This is a genomic window from Paenibacillus sp. FSL L8-0340, assembly GCF_038593145.1.
Taxonomy (GTDB): Bacteria; Bacillota; Bacilli; order Paenibacillales; family Paenibacillaceae; genus Paenibacillus_AQ.
Genome location: NZ_CP151967.1, coordinates 4,147,349 through 4,167,661 on the forward strand (window position 1 = coordinate 4,147,349; position 20,313 = coordinate 4,167,661).

A 20,313-nucleotide genomic window follows, 5' to 3' on the forward strand; every position below is an offset into this window, starting at 1 on the left:
TATATGAAACAACATTTGCAGCACATCCATCCCTTAGCCTGGACCATTATTATCGGGACAATGTTTGGACGCCTGGTTACCTCCATGAGCATCCCCTTCTTATCCATCTATCTCACCCAGGTGCTTGGCGCTTCCGCGACCCAGACAGGCTTTACGGTAGCTGTCAGCTCACTGGCTGGCGTGCTGATCAGTTTCTATGGAGGTTATATCTCCGATGTTATCGGGCGTAAAATCGTAATGCTGGTCTCGGTCTTCGGCTGGGCCTGTGTATTCTTCGGCTTCTCTGCCGCCCAGCATTTATGGGTATTCTTCCTGGTTAATACACTAAACGGCCTATGTCGTGCCGTATTTGAACCTACTTCTCGCGCCTTACTGTCGGATATTACCCCACCGGACCATAAACTGCTCGTGTTCAATTTAAGATACGCCGCCGTCAATCTGGGTGTTGTTTTTGGTCCGATTATTGGCCTGCAGCTGGGATCTGCAAAATCGACCTTCCCGTTTCTGATTGCCGGAATTGTGTATATCGCTTATGGGCTTGTGCTGTTTATGCAGTTCCGCATCCATCATTCCACTCTTCCGCAGCGTTCCGAAGTCCGTGCTCCGAAGCTGCGCGAAGCACTGGCAACCACCACCCGGGACCGGGTATTCCTGCCCGTACTGCTGGGTACAATCTTCTGTGTACTGGGATATGGGCATTTCAGTTCCACACTGGCCCAGTATTTAGCAATGAATACCCATTTCACGAACGGAGGACAGGTCTTCTCCTATATGCTGTCCCTAAATGCCGTAACTGTACTGGTGGTCCAGTACCCGATTGTCCGCACTGCAAGCCGATTCTCACCGATTGTCCCTTTGATTCTGGGGAATCTTTGCGTAGCGCTGAGCCTGCTGCTGTTCGGAATTGCCGTTGGATTGGCACTGCTGATGTTCAGTGTCGTATTGTTCACCATTGGCGAGGTACTGCTCTTTACAATGATGGACATGCTCATTGACCGGATTGCCAAACCGGAATGGAAAGGTACATATTTCGGAACCATAGGCTTTAATAATCTCGGCAATGTAATAGCTCCTATCCTGGGGGGGCTGCTGCTGGATCAATTCGGCGCCGCAAATGGACCGGCTGTCTTTGTGCCCCTGGCCTTAACCACCGCCTTGGGGCTGCCGTTCCTCATTACAGCCCACAAACGACTCAAGATCAGAGAAATGGGCGCTGGTGATGTAAACGTATAGTAACCAAAAACCCGGATAAGCTTAGAAGCTTGTCCGGGTTTACTAATGATGAACATTGCACACGCAGAGTGGAATTTGTTCGTTTAATCACACATTAAAGACATACTTTGAAAATAGCCCCCAGTAGTCGTAATCATATTCTTGCGGATAGCTTATCAAATGTTTTGAACGATAAATCCAAGTTTTAAGATACTTGCCCATCTCTTAATTTCCTCTTGAGTCGGGTTCCACGCATGTTCAATATCTCTGAACAAAATCCAATCTCCCTCAACTATAGTTTACATAATATTATTTATGTAACCTTATTCTCATAAACTTTCTTTCTGGTAACCAATGTCATCCGGTTCAAGAGTTCCGTTCACATAAGCATATCTCATCAACACATTGCCAATGAACATCCCGGGGGAAATCTGGATAGACAGTTCAGCCGTAAGGACATGATCCTGAATGAAGTATCTGACAATGTTTCCGACAACCGGTTGATCAAACCATATACCTGCATCACTTTCATTGAACTTAAAAGGATAATCCTTGCCAGAAACTGAGATCGTGTATTCCCGCTCGCCGTTTCCCTTTTGCAGCACAGAGGAAATTTCATTTCTTACACTGTCTTTAGGATCGGAAACCGGAATCTCTGTAAAATCAGCAGTCAACACATGAACCTCCGATTCACGTACACCTGTACCAGTAGCTGTCGTAAGTACAACAGCAATTTCATCTCCCTCTACGCCGTTCAAATCACTGAGGATGACCTTCGGATAAAAAGAGGGGTTGGAGGTATTGCTCCATTCATAATCTCTGGACTCATTATCGAGTTGAACAGTCAACGGGGAGTAGCCGCTCTCCGGCTTGCTGACCCCGTACACAGCGATTTTCTGAGCTTTATCTTCCGTCAAAAGAACCTTATGATTACCTGTACTATTATTCTGCTCCGCATTCTGTGACTTGTCCGTTGTACAACCGCTAAGTAAAATAACCCCTGCTGCTACAGCGCTAGCAATCTTGTTCACATTACTCCTCCTCGCACTGCCCCCAATAGGATTGATAAAATGTCAATGCTTAAATTATCGCATAAGCTTTAGAGGATAATGTGTAATTTTAGTTGCAAATCATTTAAATTCCAGTAACTATTTGCAGAGCTTGATCATAGATACTTATGCTGCAAAGCAGTTATTTTCTGCTTAATGTACTCTCTGAGTAGGGGCGGTTCAAGAATCTCGATATCGGTGAGCAGCGCCAGCGCCTTCAGACAGGCATTCTCATAGCTGTACATATTTACAGTCAACAGGAGAAATCCATCCTCTTCACCCTTTTGCATAACCTCAAGCCTGTTAACAAGTTCCTGCTTACCCTGTTCTATGCGAAGGACCACCGGATAGTGTTCTTCAGCCCTCCGGCTTTGTTTAAAGCTCTCCTCCCCGCTGCTCCAATACTTCTCCAAAGAAAACTCCGCCGGAATTCTATATTTTTCCTCCAGTAATTGTACCGCTTCGAACCGCTCGCATTTAAAGGTGCGCATGCCCTCTGCCTCCTCGCAATAAGCGGCCAGATACCAAGCCCCTTGTTTGACTACGAGGCCGTAGGGAAGCAGTAACCGGGAAGAAATTTCGTTATTGACCTTTCGGTATTGAACGCTAATCTTTTGTGATTTCCACAGCGCAGCACGCAGAGTCTCCAGACACGGCACCGCATTCCGTTCCGTCCACCAAGGGGTATCATCGAAATAAAAGACATTTTGGGCTTTGCGGATATCCTCCTGATAAGCGGCTGGCAAGGACTTTTCCAGCTTTAATAACGCGTTCCTCAACTTGAGGCCCGATTCGCTGTTCCTTCCTGATTGAAAGCCCATTCCCGTTAAATAGAGCTGAACCATCTCGTCCCCGTGCAGCTGCCGCAGGTTGACCGTGTAGCCCTCCATTAGCGAAATCCCGCCACTCGGCCCAGGTGCAGATATCATGGGAATTCCAGCCTCCGCCAGAACGTCTATGTCTCTATAAATGGATCGTACCGAGGTTTCTAGTGCGGCCGCCAAGTCACTTGCTTTCATTTTCCCCCTGGATTCTACCAGTAACAATATCCCAATCAAGCGATGCAAGCGCATATATTCACTCCTGTCCTGCCCACGAAATTATTAGGGTTTGAAGCTTCTCGAATTCTTGCCACTCTGTTGTCAACAATAGCAGTGTACTATGAAATATATCAGAGAGAAGGAGCTGCTGCAAATGAATATTGGTATATTAGGAACAGGTTTCGGAGCATATCATGCCGCCATATTAAAGAAACTGGATAGCATTGACCGGGTTGTCATCTTTGGGAGGAACGAAGACAAGCTGCATAAGCTGAAGGAAGAGCTTGGGGTTGAGATCACATCGTCAATAGAGGACATTATGCAAGATTCCAGACTGGATATCATTGATATCTGTCTACCTTCCCCACTACATAAGAAATACACTCTAGAGGCAATGAAAGCCGGCAAACATGTAGTTTGTGAAACTCCGGTTGTGCTAAGTTTAGAAGATGCGACGGCAATGAGAGAGGCTGAGCTTCAATATGGGAAAAGAATTCTCGTCAATCAGTTCATCAAATTTGATCCGGCCTATCAATATCTGTATGAAACCACACAACAGGAGAAGTATGGCAAGCTGCTGCATGTGTCTGTCAAAAGAGAAACCCCACCACTTTGGGGGAATCTGGGGCTTGGCACCCTCCCTACAAATCTGATGATCCATGAGCTGGATTTCATCACCTGGCTGCTGGGTTCAACTGCTCCCTCCTCCGTATGGGGAACAAATGGCGGCAAGGAAGAACAAGCACTGGTCCGTGTATCCTTTGAGGAATCCGGGGTCTCGGCGGAAGTTAGCGTTTCTTCGTTTATGCCTGATTCTTACCCCTTTACAGTTGGATATGAGGCTTACTTTGAACAGGCAAAGCTGGTCTTTCATGAAAGTGATGACATGCAGGGAAACATCGATTCTGCATTGTATGAATACAGCAAGGCCGGCAAGCAAGAGATCGTTCTGGAGAAACAGGATCCATACAAGCTAAGCCTCCAGCATGCGATTCACTGTTTACAAGACGGCTCGGAATCCGTCCTTTCGCTGAATCTAGCACTCCAGTCCATGGAAATAGCGCTTGATTTGAAGCAGCGGTTAACCGGCTCTACAGACTAAGTACGAAATCAGTGAATTAATTTTTAACGATCGGGGCTGTGCCCCGGTCTTTTTCCTGGGTTTAGTATGCAAGTTCGGTGTGTGTAAGGTATGGCTCTGGAGTATCAAAGAAACGCTGTAGTAAAGGGTTTCTGTTGTGAATTTTTCATATGTTGAAATATTATCTAATAAATACAAGCATCAGACTGGCCTAAATAAAAGAAACGGCGGCAGCCATGGACGAAATAAAGTCCTAGACTGCCGCTGTTTTTTGAGCTATCGTTTCCCTTTAGATTAATGACCTGTCTGAAATCGGAATAAAATGCTGCCAACTACACAAATGTCAAAACAAATGGACTCCGCCTCTACCGGAAATTTTCTACACGCTCATGCAGAAAGGCGCCTAGCGTGCGTGGCTCTCTGCCGAGCAAGCGCTTCACAGTGTCATTTGGACTTTCTGGCACCACCGTAGACATGGTTTGAATTTCCACAACGTGGTTCGCAAGCCAAGGAGGCATATGACCGTGCTCGATAAGATTACGGAGTAGTACTTGAGGTTCCATGTTGATGTAACTTATCGGCCGATTAAGCAGGGCGGATAGTTGACTCGCGATCTGGGGATAACTGAAAATCTCCGAACCAGTAAGCGTATATATTTGGCCTGATACCTCGCGGTTGGTTAGGACTTCTGCGGCAACATCTGCGATATCGCGACAGTCAATGAAGTTACACGGTGAATCGCCCATGGAGCCAAAGAATACATTTTGGGTTGTGATCGTTGGTGCAAGGCGCATTAAGTTTTGCATGAACGCATAAGGGCGCAACACGGTGTGGATGAGGCCCGATTCCCTCAGCGTTTTCTCAATTTCTTGATGCCAGCCCGCCACAGCCACTGGAGAGCTCTGCTCAAAGGCAGGGCTGGATATTTTTACGATGTGTTTGATTCCAGATTCGGCGGCAATCTGAATGATCGAAGTTTCCAATTCGATTTGTCTTGGACTGTTAGACATAGCAAGGAAGAGCTGGCTAGCACCTGTAAACGCGCGGCGCAGCGATTCTGGGTCGGAAGCCTCCACCCATGCGACCTCGATAGTCAATCGGCCTTTTTCTCCGATCTGATCACGCAACTTCTCTGGCTCTCTGCTCAGCGCCCTGACAGGTACGCCTAGATCAACCAAACGTTCCAAAAGCGCACTGCCTATCGTACCTGTTGCTCCCATAATAACTATCATTTTTTTCTTCTCCTTTTGGATGAAAAATTAGTTGTGACGGCAAGACGCCACCGCCATGTCACTATCGTGCTTGCTATGAATCCAGACAACGGGAAATCGATCCAGACACGTTCGGCCCAGGCCAAGTGATAGCTTGGAATCATGATTTCTAGTGAAACAGATGTCACCCATGCAGCGTATAGGCCAACCGAGGACCCGGCCAATGCGAACACCCCTACCACAACCAAGTGAGGTGCACCGATGACCCATCGCATATGCCCCACCCGGCTGCGCAACAAAAGGCCAATCATCAAGGCCATCAAGGCCGATGCACCGCCGATTGTGGTCAATGCCCCTATTTGAAGCCCCCTATTGGCACTAACCAATCCCCCGATACCTGCCATGATGGCGGGAGCGGCATAGGCCATTACAACTTCACGCCATAGTACAAAAGTCTTTTTCTTGGAGCCAACAGCCTTGATGCCGTAAACATCATCTGACTGATTCGGGTATTTCATCTGGTTCATTTAGTTGCCCCCTCCTTCTTTGAAATAGTTCAATGATTGCTTTCAGTGAAATATAATTAGGTTCCTAACTATATAAGAGTAAAAATAGGCTAGCATCACTAGCCCATTTTACTCATTACTGATTTTTCCTTTTGGTTTCGGGCCTAGTTCGCCCGTAAGTGCTGAGATGCCTTGTGTAACTCGGCCTAGCAAGTCAAGAAATACGCTGCGCTCCTCGATATTAAGTAAGCCCACCATTGCTTCCAGCCAAGCGAAATGCTCAGGAGCCATTTCACGGAGCTTCTTCGCTCCTTCTTCCGTCAAAATGACCGTTCTCTGACGGCCATCGTCTGAGCTTAATCGCCGGGAAACTAGGCCATCCCGTTCAAGAATGTCGATAAGACCAGTCACTGTAGCACGTGTAACGCCTAGATGCTCCGCTAATTGCGAAGGCAACTCTTCTCCTTCGTTGTCTTCAAGATCTGCCAATAAACGATATCGCCCTGTTGATAAACCGAATCTAGAGAAATGAATCTCCGAGGCATGCCCAAGCTTGGCTCCCGCTGCCATTAGCCTAGACGCGACGAGTATAGCCTGTGCGTCTATGTCTAGGTTATAGCGATCAATCTGACGCTTAGATTGTACAAGTGATGGAATAGCGTCAATGTCATTTATTATTTTATTATTGTTGTTCATATATATAGTATGGTCCCTAATTACTTTTGTGTCAACACATTTTAATAACACATCAACACAATTTCCAGATATGAAGAAAGGCGGGGCCTCATCAACCGAAGATGATACCAAATATAATGGAGTTATACAGTTGTATTTGGTTATGTAGTCCTGCCCGTTAATCCTTTACAATATAACGATAAAATAGAAAAGAGCTGCTAAGACAAAACGGTATAGCGCAAACCATTCCAATCGAAGCCGTTTAATCAGTTTGATAAACGTCACTACTGCAATCATTGCCACAATAAAGGATGTCATAAAGCCAATTAACATTAGAAAAAAATCGTCAGAATTCAGCAAATCGCGACTATCGTACAAATCCAACAAGCTTGCACCAAACATAACAGGCACGGAAATGAGGAACGTGAAATCTGCAGCGGCTTTTTGGCTAGTGCCAAGCAAAAGACCACCCGAAATCGTCGAACCCGATCTCGAAAATCCCGGCCACAATGCCAAACACTGGAACAGGCCAATCCCGAAAGCCTGTTTATAATTAATCCCATCAATCGTATCAGCGGTTTCAGTTCTCCTACTCCGTGCAGCAATGATCATCAATACTCCACCCACAACTAGACCGATCAAGACAGGGGTTGGGCCGAATAATTTGCTTTTTATTGTGTCCTTGAAGAGAAGATATAGGATTAATGCTGGTAACATAGCCAAAATCATATGAATGACATTTAATCCCTTACTTTTGGAAAAGTCCATTCTAATCATATTAGCCCCAATCTTCAAATATCTCCTCCAATAAAGAATTAGAACTGCCATCACTGCACCCAACTGTATAACAATTTTAAATGTTATTGCCGCGTCTCCCTCAAAGCTAAGCAAATTGCCTGCTAAAATAAGATGTCCAGTAGACGATACCGGTAAAAATTCAGTTAAGCCCTCAATTATGCCGAGTATGATTGCTTTAATTACATCACTCATCAGTGGATAGCCCCCTTTCGAAAATAAGCTCGTACAACAATTTCTAGTATAAGGGGGAGCATATCTATATTCCCATCGCTTAACATAACAATATTCAATTTAGTATGACATAATTGTCACATTGCTCATATTCTCTATTGAATAAGTGATCATTAAACAAAGACGACTAGTTAACATAGTATTGATTATGTTAACTAGTCGTCTTCGTCTTCTTTTATTAGTCAATTCATCGCCTGAGCAAAGCTCGTTATCCTGTCCAAAGCTAACCCTGTATTGCCTTTTTCCTTTCCTTTGGCGATCCGGAGAATTAATTTGTCCGTTGCAGACATTTTATCGGTATAAATCTCATCTCCGAATACTTCCTTCACAAGGGCTTTGCTGTACAATTCTTCAGGAAAAGCAAGTCGGAGCTCTTGCTCCGCCTGCTCTCCCTTCAAGCCTGCGCAAATGAACAGCCCGAGTCGTTTGCTCTTTAACATCTCCTTATTCTCTCGGGAGAATTGCGCCATTTCCTTGCGGATTTTCCCGTAATAGACGGAGCCGCCTAAAATAATATTGTCATACGCAGTAAGCGGCGGAACTTTGACGTACTTAAGATTGATCGCTTCCACTTCGCCCTGCAGCTGGGATTTCAAGAGATAGGCTGCCTTCTCTGTACATCCGTATTTAGTGGCATACAAAATCAATGTCTTCATTATACCCGCTCCTTATCAGCTTCCAGAATGGAATTATCCTGATGCTATCGTTAGCATCGCCTGCAAATGACGTGAAATCAAGGCTTCCTTCTGTTCCTCCGGGGGATTCTCTACAGTCAGTCTGATAATCAACCCGAAGGCTGCGCTCCAAATAACTTGGGCAGTCAGCTCCAGTTCACGCTCACTTTGTGACCCCAAGCCCTTGAACCTGCGGAGTGTTGCGCACAGCATGCCGATTGCTTTCCGTTCCTGTGAAGCCCCCATATGCAGCACCGCAGTATGCCTGAGGACTGCCGCAGAATCATTAAGCAATATATTGCGGTATTGTGTCCCCTCCGCTATAGCCATATGGATAAACTGCGACAAAGAGCGGCTCAACGCCTCCTCCGGTAATAATTCTTCACTGTTATGTGCCGTGGCAGCGTTCAGTTTCTGAAGCAGATTGCGATACCCTTGCTCCAGCAGTTGCCCGATGATATCCTCTTTCCCCTCAAAATAGTGATAAATAATCCCAGGTGAATACTCCATACGTTCAGCTATTTTGCGGATCGACAGCTTCTGTATTCCATTCTCGGCCACTAATTGGCCTGCCGTTTCCAGAATCAGCATCCGCATAGCTTCCCGCTCACGCTCTTGCCGGCCTTCTTTGCTCATGGTGACTCCTTTCAATAATCCGATTCATTAAACAATGTAATGTTATTAAACAACGTTCAATATGTAATTCAAATATATATCTGTACAACTCGTATTGTCAACATGTATAAAACTTTTGAATGGATCAGCAGCGGTGCATATAATGAAATAGGCTAACTTTACAGCGGCTACAAAACAACCGGTGCCAAGCTAGCCCATGTACTGCTCTATGAATTAATCCGCTCCAATACGCTACATCATCCCCGTTATCAGCAAATTTACGCCTGTTACGTTTACAAGCACTCGCATGATCTATAAAGTATGGATCACGCCTCTTGCTCAAGCTATAGTGGATAATGATGCTTCAGACTAATCTCCTTATGAAATAGATGTTTAATTATCGTACCTCTTTTTCCAATCGTCAGACCATTCCTTAAAGGTTAGACCTGTCACTTCTTCAAGCGTCCTTCCGTCCAGCGAATAGGCGCTTCCCATCAGCAACTCGCCTTCTTTAAGCGGGAACGAAGTCCCGCCAATCACTTCTCCATCGGCCATCAGGATGTTAACATTGGTGGTATCCGTCAGATATATTTTTTCGAGCGGATGATTAGATACGGTGAACTTATAAATGGTTATTTTTTTGCCTAGATAATCATCCGGGGAAGCGGCTTGAACACCCCACATCTGCTGATAAGGGGTCGATTCTGGACTTCCATACAGCAGCTTTTTAGTCAACGTGTATTCAAAAGCCTCGTCTTCTGTAGAGATGATCTTATAGCCTTGCGCCTTAACATAGTCATATGCAGTTTGTTCATCCCTTGCAGGTTCTTTACTGCAGCCCATTAGAATCAGTAACATAAAGCCGATCCATATGCCAAAATATCTGTGTGATCTCATTTCACCCCTCCATTTCTTCAGACCAAGCAGGTGCTGGAGTTGCTACAAAGACGCCCTCCGCCGGCATCAACACTCCGAGCGGCAAGGTCCGATGGGCGGAAAAATCAGCAGAGATTTCTTCCCCTTCAATTATGTATGTCCTTCGCAGCTGCCGTTGGCGAGAGTTCAGAAGTTGAGGATACTCCGGTCTGAATCGCTTCTTGCGCTACATCAGAAGGCATATTCGCAAGCTTGTCATCACCATCCTTACAACCCGTAAATAACGCAGACGATAGCGCAATACAGACGATCCACAATTATTGTTTCGTCATATCCATCTAAAACTGCCTCAATTACCAGACGCTGGAAAACAGCAAAAGTTGCGATTTCAAACAGTATCAGATATACCGTTGTGGATGAAAACACTTAGAGTGAAGCGCAATTTATTTTTTAATCTTATTAATACTTAATGTACTGAAGTACTGACTTGGGTTACCTTGCTTTGGATTAAAGCGCTCTTTAAATTCTCCATGCGTATAGCTGCCGATCACCCGGTGCCAAAAGTTGCGGGCAGGCGTATTGGCGCGGATCTGCGACACCTTCCAGTCACCCGGAAACATATCAAACAACCGGTGGGCTGCCCATGTGCCTACACCGCTGCGGCGGTATTTCTGCATCACAAAAAATTCAGTCATGTAGTACTGCCCTTCCGGGTTGCGAAGCAGACGGTCCACCAGTGCGAATCCGGCAATATGCCCATCCACCGTAAACAAATAAGCGAATTTATTGTTGCCGCTGTTCCAGTAAGCTTCAAGTCCGGGATACGCCGGAAAGCCGCCATCACGGTCTACCTCAAGATCCAGGTAACGGGTAAAGTCATACAGATAGAATTGCATGAGTCTGCTGATCGTCTGCTTTTGCTCCTTGGGAACCAGTTCGATTCCAAGCTCCATTAGGTTCACCTCTGCCATTCACGTTTACTTCACATCATATAACTTTGTCACTTCTGGAGCAAGCGCACCGCCCTCTCCGTTTACCGGAATCAGGCCATATGTCGATAGAAGACATTATGTCTGATCCCAGAATGGATGTAATAGATATCTGCCTGCCCTCTCCGCTGCATAAGACTTACACTGTGGAGGCGATGAGATGCGGCAAACATGTATTTTGCGAAACGCCGGTTGCCCTTGAACCGGAAGATGTATAGGCTATGCTCCCGGATGAGCAGCAATACGGCCGCAGAATTCTCGTCAATCAATTCATCATATTCGATTACGTCTATGAGTACTTGTATAAAGCGCTATACTTCCGAGGGCCAAGTAGATATTCCCGCTAATCCCGAACAATTTCTATGAAAAAAGCTTGCTACTTGAATGGAAGTACATCGCGATTGAATCCGTTGACTTTTGCCGCCCGTTATGTGATTTCATCCTTTTTCCTGGTGATTGTGATTAGGTAAAGATATGTGTTGTAGGTGGGCGAATGGGCTAGATGAAGCATTAGGTTTTGATTTTTCTATTGTGAAATATTCATATAATGAATTTTTATAGTAATGTGGAAAAAGGGGACTTATTCGTTGATGCCGACGGCTCGTGATTTATCTCTTTTAGACAAAACCGGAAGATTGTTAACATAATTATTATTATGTGAATTCGTGACCTTCCCAAAATCAATACAGCGGCAGCACTTCAAGCAGAAACCTATACATCCTTATATTTGAACAGAATCATCTGTTCTTGCTGCCGCTCTTTTGCTCTTTCATCGCATCCGTAGGATACTCCTTGCCATTGGCTTGCTTCCCCTCAACTCCGGGACATTTTAAGCACGCATTTGTCTAGCTTATCCACCGATAATCCAGCTCCAGCTTCGTGCCCCTTCCCCTTGACCCTGCGCAGAATCCATCTGTCCAATGTTGATGTTTTCTCCGGATCAATCTCATCACCCAGGATCTCCTTGAAGATGCCCTGTTGTACAAAACCTCAGAATGAGCTTGCTTCAGTTCCTCCTCCGCCTTCTCCCCTGTCATTCCTGCATAGACGAACAATCCCCAGCCGCTTGTTTAACAGCTCCTGCTGATATTTGGACGTAAACAACGCCATTTCCTTGCGGATTTTGCCAAAGTAGATGGAGTTGCCCAGAATTACCGTGTCATATGAAGCCAGGGCCGGCACTCTGGCCTATTTTAGATTCATAACCTCAGCCTCTCCAAGCCTGGATTTCAAAAGTATTGCGGCCTTCTCTGTACATCCATATTTACTGGCATACATAATCAATGTTCTATTCCTCATAATATCCGCCCCTATTCTATGGGTAATGAGTTTGAAGACTATCCCGGTTCCTGTACATTGCTCAATACAAGGTACAAACAAACAATAACACCCAAATGAAACGCAGGGAACGCTACCAGCTCTACTGTAGATACACTTACTCCCGCCCTCAGCATCCCAATGATCATGGCTGTGATGGAGGTTAGGAGAGCAGCGGCTTTCACTATGACTACAGAAGCAAGCAGATAACCATAAGGCCGCCTGCGAATGAGCAGTACCCCGGTAATTGCCGTGAGCGGAACAACAATAGCTAAATCGAGTGCCTGAATCACTAATGTGCTGTAATGCTCCAACCCTACAGGGGCTGTCTCTTCCCGTAAAGAACTAGCAAGCCTGCCCAGCCATAACATCATAATCATAAACGCGGTAAACAGCAGGAAAACACCGATGCTTGTGGCCGGTAAACTGTGTTTAAAATAACGTTCTACCTTCTCCCGCTCTAGGGACAACAGTGTCAGAATAAAAGCAAATAAGCTGGCTGAGAACAACATGACATAGATTAGAAACAGCTGATTGTACATAGACAGGAAGCCGTAAGACGCATAAGTATATGTAAAATATCCCAAGGCTCCAGCTAACAGCAAACGTCCTCTGACCCTCCCTCTGAAGCTCATAACCAGTGACACAACCAGCAAAGGAACCCCCAATACCAGCGTAACTCCATCCTGGGCTATCGCCTGAGCAGCAGCGGAAACTGAATCGTGTTTATATATCCCACTACCATATAATTCGACCTTGTCACCCCAGATAGAGGTAAAAGATTCAGACCTTCTTGCCGCCTCCGGGCCGTGACCTGACAGCAATCCGTACCCCGACGCAATTATCGCAAGGAGAATAATTAAACCCGTTAAAATGCCAACTGATCGTCTATATTCCATTGGCGTCTCCCCCTGGTCGAATAGTCAAGCAGAAACGGCTTTGCCGTCCTTTAAAGGACGGAACCGTTCCAGCCCCCGATTCCTCCGCTGTTGTCACCCGAATGAACTGCGGCAGCGACTGGCTTAGCTTCTCCTCAGCCGATTCTTCATTCTGCGAAGTGTGTAATCGGGCTGTTAGTCCATCAATCAACTTCCTGTACCCCTGCTGTAGAAGCTGCTCCACAATAGCCTCCTTTCCCTGAAAATAGTGATAAATGATTCCGGCGGAATAGTCCATCCGTTTAGCAATCTTGCGGTTAGATATCTGCTTCATCCCCTTCTCGGCCACCAGCTCACCGGCTATTCTCAGAATCAAATGACGCATCGCTTCGCGTTCCTGCTCTTGCCTTTGTTCTTTGCTCATGATTTCAAAATTCCTCCATTTGCGTTTAGAGCAGTGAATTTAACACTGCAATGTTTTTGAACGATGTTCAATATACATTATATGGTACTATACTGCTGCGGGATGTGATTATTTTGATATTCTTAAGGAATCTCATTTCCAATTGTATAATTTCCTAACAGAAATAGAGCCTGAGATAGCCCCGGCGGGCATCCCAAGCTTTAGATTTATCATTCAGTTGCCGAATTTAGTTAACATAATTATAGGGTAGCATTAGAATGAATTATGAAGATTACACACCCTGCTGATCGTCTGCTTTTGCTCGTTGGGAACCAGTATTCCAAGCTCCATTAGGTTCACCTCTGCCTTTCACGTTTACTTCACATCATATAACTTTGTCACTTCTGGAGTAAGCTGCCTGCCTCTCATTCCCGGTCCAGCACAAAACATGATATGATAGATTTAGACCGCAACACTTCAAACCTAAGCAAACTATGAAAAAGGTGATTGTTATCAGCATCCAAAAAAACAGCGACCGGAAAAATCTCGACCAGAGGCTGCATCTTATGCCATGGTTTGTACAGCAATTCATTGACTATAAACGGCCGGATCTGTCGCCTTCAACCCTACTGGAGTATATCCGTGATTATGAATCTTTTTTTGGGTGGCTGCGTGTGGAAGGTCTGTCAACGGCCGGCAGTAATGCTGAAATCACTCTGCTTGATCTGGAAACACTCCATATGGACAGTATTGTCGGCTACCGGCTGCATTTAACTACCCGCGCCGAAGGAACGAACACCCGGGTGACGGTATCCCGCAAGCTGTCTGCTCTGCGCTCCCTGTTCCATTACCTGAGCCAGATTGCCGAAGATGAGAATTTCTACCCGCTGCTGAAGCGCAATATTATGGCCAAGGTGGAAATCAAACGCATTCATAAACCGAAAGATACCGCAGCCAAGCTAAAGGGGAAAATTCTCGAAGACGAGGAACTGCTGGAATTCGTAGGTTACATCTATGAGGGTTATGGCAGGGACGTTGAGGCTAACAAGCAGGCATATTACTCCTTTCAGTTGAACCGGGAACGGGATGCCTGCATCGCCAGTCTGATCTTGAATTCCGGCCTGCGTGTATCCGAGGTGGTTAATCTCAACGTGGATGATCTGGATGTGAATAACAAGCTGCTTTATGTATACCGTAAGGGCAATAATGACGAGACCTTCAAAACACCTGTGTATTTCCGCGAGCAGGCCAAGGATGATCTCTCGCTCTATCTAAGTCTCCGCCAGGCCCGCTACAAGACGCCAAAGAGGGAAAAGGCGTTGTTCATTGCATTGCCCAATGGCAGCCAGGAAGGGAAACGGATGACAAAACGGGCGATTCAAGAGATGATTATCAAATACGCCAAACGTTTCGGAAAGCCGTATTTGACTGTGCACAAGCTGAGGCACTCTTTCGCCACGGACTATTATCTGCAAAATGATATCTACAAAACCAAGGAGCAGCTTGGACACGCTTCGACCGAAACTACCGAAGTCTATGCCCATCTTACGGACAAAACGATGTCCGAAGCGATTGAACGGCGTGTAGAGAGCTGATGGCATCACTGCTGCTCTGAAGGAAACATGTGAAGCTGCATTCGAGCGGAGTTTTGTTCTAATGCTGAAGAGTATTTAATTTTTATTATTGTAAGGAGCATACCCATGTCAGAGAATTACAATTATTCACCATCCGGCCCGGCCGGAGCTTCTCTCGTTTTGCAATCTGACTGCGAGAACTGTTTTGGCTTGTGCTGTGCGGCGCTGCCCTTCGCGGCTTCGGTAGACTTCGCGATGAACAAGAACGCCGGACAGCCCTGTCCCAATCTGCAGACGGACTTCCGTTGCGGTATTCATACCGCTCTGAGAGACAAGGGCTTTCGGGGCTGCACAGTGTATGACTGTTTCGGGGCAGGCCAAAAGATATCCCAAATCACCTATGGCGGCAAGGACTGGCGGCAGGCTCCCAAAACATCATCACAGATGTTCGAGGTATTCCCGGTAATGCGTCAGCTACATGAACTGCTGTGGTATCTCACCGAAGCACTTCATTTCCAGTCTGCTGCCCCGCTTCATAGTGCGCTGTCTACCGCTCTGGAGAAGACCGAACAACTCACGAACCTGAAGGCCGAGGCGCTGCTGGCGCTGGATGTTGCTGCACACCGGGGGGAAGTCAACGAATTGCTCCTGCGTACCAGTGAACTTGTGCGTGATACGGCCCGGAGGGAGCTGAAGTCGGTTCCCAAACGACAAGCAAAATATGGCCGCGGCGCGGATCTGATCGGCGCCAAACTGAAGGGTGCGGATCTGCGGTGCGTAAGCCTGCGGGGAGCCTATCTCATTGCCGCTGATCTCAGCGGTGCAAATCTGCAGGCTGCTGACCTCATTGGCGCAGATTTCCGGGATACTAACCTAAGCGGAGCTGATCTGACCGGCAGCCTGTTTCTTACACAAGCACAGCTTAATGCAGCCAAGGGCAATACCTTAACCAAGCTGCCTCCAGCGCTTGCCCGTCCTGGTCACTGGACATAGGATCTTCAACAATAGCAGCCCCAGTCTTCCGTTACCATGGAGGACTGGGGCTGCTGCTCCTTATGACTTGATTTTGAAGAGACTGTTCAATGAAGCGCGGATAGAATTTTTTGGGTTTTCTATTGTGAATTTTTCATATGTTGAAATTTTGAAAATAATTCCGTTGCTGCCACAAAAAATCAGCGATTGCCGCACTGTCGTTGATGCTGAATTGCCGGATTCCCGGCTCAATCCACACGTTGTCCTTCATTTCCTCCCAAAATGCGGCAGCGACCTTATTCTGCGCATTGTTCAGCAGGCTCAGGTCTTCTTCGTTATGAACCAGTACTATTTTAGGATAAGCTTCGTGTTTGAAGCCCTCAACGAGCACATAATCATAGCTGGAAAAAGCTGAAATCAGCTCTGCCAAACTGCTGCTGCGTTCTTCGATCACCGATGTCTTTCTGCCGCTGGTGATGGCAATTGCGGATGCTCCGGCCTGCCGTTGCTGCCAGGTATCTGTCCCCGGATGATCCATTTCATAGTCATGGGCATCATGTTTAATCACCGCCACAGTGCAGCCGTGCCGCTGCAGCAGCGGAATCAAGCCACAGATCAGCGTAGTTTTGCCGCTGTTTTTATAGCCGACAATCTGGCATACGGCAGGTGGACTCTTGTCGCCACCGCCATTCGATTCCGCACCCGTTCGAGGACTTCCCACGGGAAACCGGCTTGTCCTGCCTGCATTTCTGCTGCAGGTATGGCTGTTCTTGCTTTTTACATTCTTACCTCGTCCTAGCCTTGAGTTGCCAATGTTCAGCCGCGCAAAGTCCCGGCCTGTCTCACTTCTTTTCTTGCCCCGCTTCATCACGTTTCTGCTTCACCCCTGATCTCTAATTCACGCACGCTCCCGCATGGCTGTTAGAGTCCATTCAGCCCTGAAGTTCTCCCGGCAGCTTTAGCACCCTTACCTTAGCGCCGGCGCTCAAGCCGCGTTCTTCCGGCGGAACGACAATCAGACAATCGCTGTCCTTGATCGTTACCATGACCGAAGATTCGTCGATTGCTGCCGGATAGGCATACAAGCAGCCGTCACGGAATTCCAGCCTTGCGCGCACATAACGTGTATAATTGTTCACCTTCGAATAATCTGCGCCAAGCACAGCCGTCCATTCCGGCAAAAAAGGCAGCGTAGCCCCCTGCATCAGGGAAATGACCGGCCGCGCAAACAGATGAAAACCTACGAAGCAGGCTCCGGGATTTCCGGACAGTGCCAGCAGCAGCTTGCCTCCGCGAACAGCAGCTGTTGTGACGCTTCCCGGGCGCATCGTAACTTTATTAAATAGCATGTCGCCGCTGTTCTCCCGGACCAGATCACCCATAATATCGTAGTCCCCCACCGATACACCGCCCGTAGTGATCACCATGTCATAGCTATCCAGAGCCATTTGCACTTTGCTCCGGGCCAGCTCCAAGTCATCTATGATTGCACCCAGCATGAAAGGCTCACCCCCGGTCTCCCGCACCAGCGCTTCCAGCATCGGTGAGTTGCTATTACGGATTTTTCCGGGTTGAAGTGGCTCATCTACCTCCAAAAGCTCAGTACCCGTAGCGAAAATCCCGATCTTAGGCCGTCTCAGTACTTTGACAGTATGTACTCCAAGCGCTGCCAGCGCAGCGATCTCACCCGCAGCAATCTTCCCTCCTGATTGAAGTACAATCGCCCCTTCTTTCAGTTCAAAACCCTGCGGGGTAATATTGCGGCCGGCCTGCTGCGGCTTGCGGAGTCCGACAAAACTTTTGCCATCAGCTTCCCTGGTTTCCGTGATCTCCAGCATCACAACCGCATCCGCACCTTCAGGCACCTGCGCCCCTGTCATAATTCGCGCGGCTGTTCCGGACGTTATACTCACAGCAGGTACAGCTCCGCATGGAATATCATCCACGACTTCCAGCCAGACCACGTGGTCTGGCCCGCAATCCTTAGTATCCCCGGCGACCAGCGCATACCCGTCCATCCCTGACCGGTTAAATGCCGGAAAAGGATGCGGCGCAATCACCGGCTCGGCCAAAAAACGCCCGCAGCTCTGATTCAGCGGTACTTCCTCACCATCCAGCAGTTTTGCATATTCAATCACCCGGGCTTGTGCTTCTTTAACCTGGAGTGCTTTTCGATGAAATTTACGATCCGGCGTATCCTGTCTGCTATTCATAAGAACCCTCCGTCCTCTGTCTCATGTGGCATCATGTGCCTACTGTTTGCTGCTCCGGTACAGAACTATTTTAACATGAGGCCCGGGAAAGTGATATTGGATATGAGTGTCTGTTCTCGGTATTTCCCGCTTAGCTTTACAAGACAAAGAAAAAAGGATACCCGCTATAGAAGCGAAGGTATCCTCTAATCCCCATTTGGGATGCAAAAAAAACAGGTGTTGAATTACGAAGCCCGGATCACTTTGACATCTCCCGGAATTACTTTCTCGCCCTCATAAAGCATAAACCGCCCGTTCTGCCATTCCACCCGCAGCAGCCGGTAATCATCGGACTGGTACTGCCAGACATGCTGCTCTCCGCCATTGGTATACGGCGTCTGTCCCGTTACCGCTGCGAACCCTTCGTATTCTTCCTCAAGGTGGAACGTGTAACCATCCAGCTCCAGCGTAGAAGGTACCTCAGCAGGATCATCCAGCCGCCCGTCAATCGGTTGATACAGACTGTACTGCAGCTGTTCACGCTCCTCGATATAGAGATAGGAGATCTTGCTTCCGTCACGGAGTGTCAAGACAACCGCATTGCGGCCGCTGGTTTTCGTCCGTCCCGTTACTTCATAAGTAACCAGCGACACTTCGCAAATATCTCCCGGGGAGAGATTCAGCATACTTTTTGGTGCAGCCGGTGCTTCTGTTTTGGAAAAAAGATTACCTATACGTTTCCATATACTCAAACTCCATCATCCTCCTGTTATATTTAACCTCGTATATAAGCCGCAATAATTAATGCCCCCGTTACATGCAGCGAGCCAGCCAATAATCCATAACCGATTTTGCCCAGCTGGGTGCCATAATCAAGATTAAGCTTACCCCAGCGGCTCAGCAGCAGGCGGACTGACTTTTCAAGGAAAAACAAAAGAACAAAAGATACTATCGAGACAATAAGCGCATCTCCCAGACCCTTTGAAGTGGAAATGGATGCCGATAATATGTAGGCTTGGGCCAGCAGTTTCAGTACGAAACGCGTTGTGACCGCCATATTACCTGCCTTCAGTTCCTCCAAATCATTATAACGGGTAAACAGCGAATCCACGAACATCAGTACACATAGAAGCACTGCGCCGCTCACCGTCCATACAACCATGGACACCAGTGTTTGGAAATCCATTGCTTTAGCCCCCGCTTATTCAGATTGCTGCTCCTATCCGACCACATAGAGAAGGCGAAGGAGAAACCGCTAGTTCCGTCTCCCCTTCGCCTGTGAACACCGGCTTTAGGACCGGTAAGTCCATATCCTATTGTTTGTCGTATTGCTTCATCAGCGCAGCCAGCTCATCTTCTACAGCTTGGTCCTTGCCCAGCTTCTCGAATTCATCGTCAAGCGATTTGTTCCCCGAGCTCATCTCATTGCTGGCTTCTGCCTGAGCTTCAGCTTGCAGCATTTTTTCTTCCATGCGCTTCAATCCGGCAGAAGCCGAGTCAGAGCTGAAACCGCTCATTGCCTTATTAATTTCTGTTTGCGCCTTTGCGGCATTGAAGCGGGCTACCAGAGTCTCACGTTTGTTCTTCATCTGTGTGAGCTGCTTGCGCATTTCATCCAGCTTGGCACGCAGGTTGTCGGCTGAAGCTTTATTCTGCTCGAAGCTTGTTTTGTACTCCACCAGCTTGACTTCAGCGGATTTCTTCTCTTCCAGCGCGCGGCGGGCCAGATCGGCATTGCCGGCTTGGGCTGCCGTATGCGCCTGCTGGTTGCGCTTGGCTACAAGTGCTTCCTGCTCTTCATACAGCTGTTTGAATTTCTTCTCGATGGCGATCTGGGCAGCTACCGCTTTCTCAGCATCCTCCAAATCCTCGGTCATGTCACGGATATATTGGTCCGTCATTTTGACCGGGTCTTCCGCCTTGTCAATAATCGCATTCACATTGGACATGGTCAAATCACGCAATCTTTTAAATATAGACATCGGTTCATTCCTCCAAAATAAAAGTTAATTTCTCATTT

General features: G+C 47.3%; 23 protein-coding genes. 5 read left to right on the forward strand and 18 right to left on the reverse strand.

The genetic code is table 11. The features are described from left to right. The first annotated feature begins 3 nt into the window (after positions 1–3). Complete coding sequence (locus NST07_RS18545) at positions 4–1,233, forward strand: MFS transporter (RefSeq protein ID WP_342479931.1); 1,230 nt, start codon at positions 4–6, stop codon at positions 1,231–1,233. A gap of 308 nt (positions 1,234–1,541) precedes the next feature. Here the strand turns inward: NST07_RS18545 and NST07_RS18550 are convergent, their stop codons facing one another. Together NST07_RS18550 and NST07_RS18555 are read right to left on the reverse strand one after the other, a co-directional pair. After that, entirely contained in the window at positions 1,542–2,243 is a 702-nt protein-coding gene (locus tag NST07_RS18550; protein ID WP_341093676.1) for a hypothetical protein, read from the reverse strand. A 134-nt stretch (positions 2,244–2,377) separates the two neighbouring features. Beyond that, positions 2,378–3,280: a WYL domain-containing protein gene (locus tag NST07_RS18555; RefSeq protein ID WP_342479932.1), complete on the reverse strand. Its 903-nt coding sequence runs from the start codon at positions 3,278–3,280 to the stop codon at positions 2,378–2,380. Positions 3,281–3,455: 175 nt separating this feature from the next. Between NST07_RS18555 and NST07_RS18560 the strand changes: the two genes are divergently transcribed. Further along, positions 3,456–4,403 carry a Gfo/Idh/MocA family oxidoreductase gene (locus NST07_RS18560; protein ID WP_341097693.1) on the forward strand — a complete coding sequence of 316 codons (948 nt, stop codon included), beginning with the start codon at positions 3,456–3,458 and terminating at the stop codon, positions 4,401–4,403. 344 nt (positions 4,404–4,747) lie between these two features. On the opposite strand, the gene NST07_RS18565 is transcribed toward NST07_RS18560, so the two are convergent. The 8 genes from NST07_RS18565 to NST07_RS18600 all read right to left on the reverse strand — a co-directional run bounded on the left by NST07_RS18565 (position 4,748) and on the right by NST07_RS18600 (position 10,939). Beyond that, positions 4,748–5,614 (reverse strand): SDR family oxidoreductase, encoded by an 867-nt coding sequence (locus tag NST07_RS18565; protein WP_341093678.1) that lies wholly within the window; start codon positions 5,612–5,614, stop codon positions 4,748–4,750. Continuing rightward, positions 5,611–6,120 carry a hypothetical protein gene (locus tag NST07_RS18570; protein ID WP_341093680.1) on the reverse strand — a complete coding sequence of 170 codons (510 nt, stop codon included), beginning with the start codon at positions 6,118–6,120 and terminating at the stop codon, positions 5,611–5,613. Before NST07_RS18570 ends, NST07_RS18565 begins: the two co-directional genes overlap by 4 nt. Before the next feature lie 108 nt (positions 6,121–6,228). After that, positions 6,229–6,795, reverse strand: coding sequence for a MarR family transcriptional regulator (locus NST07_RS18575; RefSeq protein WP_341093681.1), 567 nt, complete (start codon positions 6,793–6,795; stop codon positions 6,229–6,231). Positions 6,796–6,960: 165 nt separating this feature from the next. Beyond that, a complete protein-coding gene (locus NST07_RS18580; protein WP_038592788.1) occupies positions 6,961–7,764 on the reverse strand; it encodes an undecaprenyl-diphosphate phosphatase in 804 nt (267 codons plus the stop codon). Positions 7,765–7,985: 221 nt separating this feature from the next. Then, on the reverse strand, positions 7,986–8,459 hold the full coding sequence (locus NST07_RS18585; RefSeq protein WP_341093683.1) for a flavodoxin domain-containing protein: 474 nt from the start codon (positions 8,457–8,459) through the stop codon (positions 7,986–7,988). A 33-nt stretch (positions 8,460–8,492) separates the two neighbouring features. Further along, complete coding sequence (locus tag NST07_RS18590) at positions 8,493–9,113, reverse strand: TetR/AcrR family transcriptional regulator (RefSeq protein ID WP_341093684.1); 621 nt, start codon at positions 9,111–9,113, stop codon at positions 8,493–8,495. 372 nt (positions 9,114–9,485) lie between these two features. Then, entirely contained in the window at positions 9,486–9,989 is a 504-nt protein-coding gene (locus NST07_RS18595) for a hypothetical protein (protein ID WP_342479933.1), read from the reverse strand. Between the two features lie 422 nt (positions 9,990–10,411). After that, positions 10,412–10,939, reverse strand: coding sequence for a GNAT family N-acetyltransferase (locus NST07_RS18600; RefSeq protein WP_341093688.1), 528 nt, complete (start codon positions 10,937–10,939; stop codon positions 10,412–10,414). Positions 10,940–11,019: 80 nt separating this feature from the next. Here NST07_RS18600 and NST07_RS18605 point away from each other — a divergent pair, with 80 nt between their 5' ends. Next, the gene (locus tag NST07_RS18605; RefSeq protein ID WP_341093689.1) at positions 11,020–11,175 is read left to right on the forward strand and encodes a Gfo/Idh/MocA family oxidoreductase; all 156 of its coding nucleotides are present in this window, start codon (positions 11,020–11,022) and stop codon (positions 11,173–11,175) included. A 772-nt stretch (positions 11,176–11,947) separates the two neighbouring features. Here the strand turns inward: NST07_RS18605 and NST07_RS18610 are convergent. From NST07_RS18610 to NST07_RS18620, 3 genes are all read right to left on the reverse strand, one after another. Continuing rightward, positions 11,948–12,139, reverse strand: coding sequence for a flavodoxin domain-containing protein (locus NST07_RS18610; RefSeq protein WP_341093690.1), 192 nt, complete (start codon positions 12,137–12,139; stop codon positions 11,948–11,950). Between the two features lie 155 nt (positions 12,140–12,294). Further along, on the reverse strand, positions 12,295–13,173 hold the full coding sequence (locus NST07_RS18615; RefSeq protein ID WP_342479934.1) for a hypothetical protein: 879 nt from the start codon (positions 13,171–13,173) through the stop codon (positions 12,295–12,297). Continuing rightward, on the reverse strand, positions 13,163–13,576 hold the full coding sequence (locus NST07_RS18620; protein ID WP_342479935.1) for a TetR/AcrR family transcriptional regulator: 414 nt from the start codon (positions 13,574–13,576) through the stop codon (positions 13,163–13,165). The genes NST07_RS18615 and NST07_RS18620 overlap by 11 nt, the downstream gene beginning before the upstream one ends. A gap of 491 nt (positions 13,577–14,067) precedes the next feature. On the opposite strand from NST07_RS18620, the gene xerS reads away from it, so the two are divergent. Both xerS and NST07_RS18630 read left to right on the forward strand, forming a co-directional pair. After that, complete coding sequence (xerS, locus tag NST07_RS18625) at positions 14,068–15,150, forward strand: tyrosine recombinase XerS (RefSeq protein WP_340899802.1); 1,083 nt, start codon at positions 14,068–14,070, stop codon at positions 15,148–15,150. A 105-nt stretch (positions 15,151–15,255) separates the two neighbouring features. Further along, positions 15,256–16,122, forward strand: a complete 867-nt coding sequence (locus tag NST07_RS18630) for a pentapeptide repeat-containing protein (RefSeq protein WP_341093693.1) — start codon at positions 15,256–15,258, stop codon at positions 16,120–16,122. A gap of 133 nt (positions 16,123–16,255) precedes the next feature. Here NST07_RS18630 and mobB read toward each other — a convergent pair whose 3' ends face one another. The 5 genes from mobB to NST07_RS18655 all read right to left on the reverse strand — a co-directional run bounded on the left by mobB (position 16,256) and on the right by NST07_RS18655 (position 20,275). Beyond that, positions 16,256–16,969 (reverse strand): molybdopterin-guanine dinucleotide biosynthesis protein B, encoded by a 714-nt coding sequence (mobB, locus tag NST07_RS18635; protein WP_342481958.1) that lies wholly within the window; start codon positions 16,967–16,969, stop codon positions 16,256–16,258. 64 nt (positions 16,970–17,033) lie between these two features. Beyond that, positions 17,034–18,314: a gephyrin-like molybdotransferase Glp gene (gene glp, locus NST07_RS18640; protein ID WP_341378823.1), complete on the reverse strand. Its 1,281-nt coding sequence runs from the start codon at positions 18,312–18,314 to the stop codon at positions 17,034–17,036. Positions 18,315–18,538: 224 nt separating this feature from the next. Continuing rightward, on the reverse strand, positions 18,539–19,045 hold the full coding sequence (locus NST07_RS18645; RefSeq protein WP_076109570.1) for a DUF4178 domain-containing protein: 507 nt from the start codon (positions 19,043–19,045) through the stop codon (positions 18,539–18,541). A 23-nt stretch (positions 19,046–19,068) separates the two neighbouring features. After that, complete coding sequence (locus NST07_RS18650) at positions 19,069–19,479, reverse strand: DUF350 domain-containing protein (RefSeq protein WP_341093700.1); 411 nt, start codon at positions 19,477–19,479, stop codon at positions 19,069–19,071. 127 nt (positions 19,480–19,606) lie between these two features. Beyond that, on the reverse strand, positions 19,607–20,275 hold the full coding sequence (locus NST07_RS18655; RefSeq protein WP_341093703.1) for a PspA/IM30 family protein: 669 nt from the start codon (positions 20,273–20,275) through the stop codon (positions 19,607–19,609). Positions 20,276–20,313 lie beyond the last annotated feature (38 nt).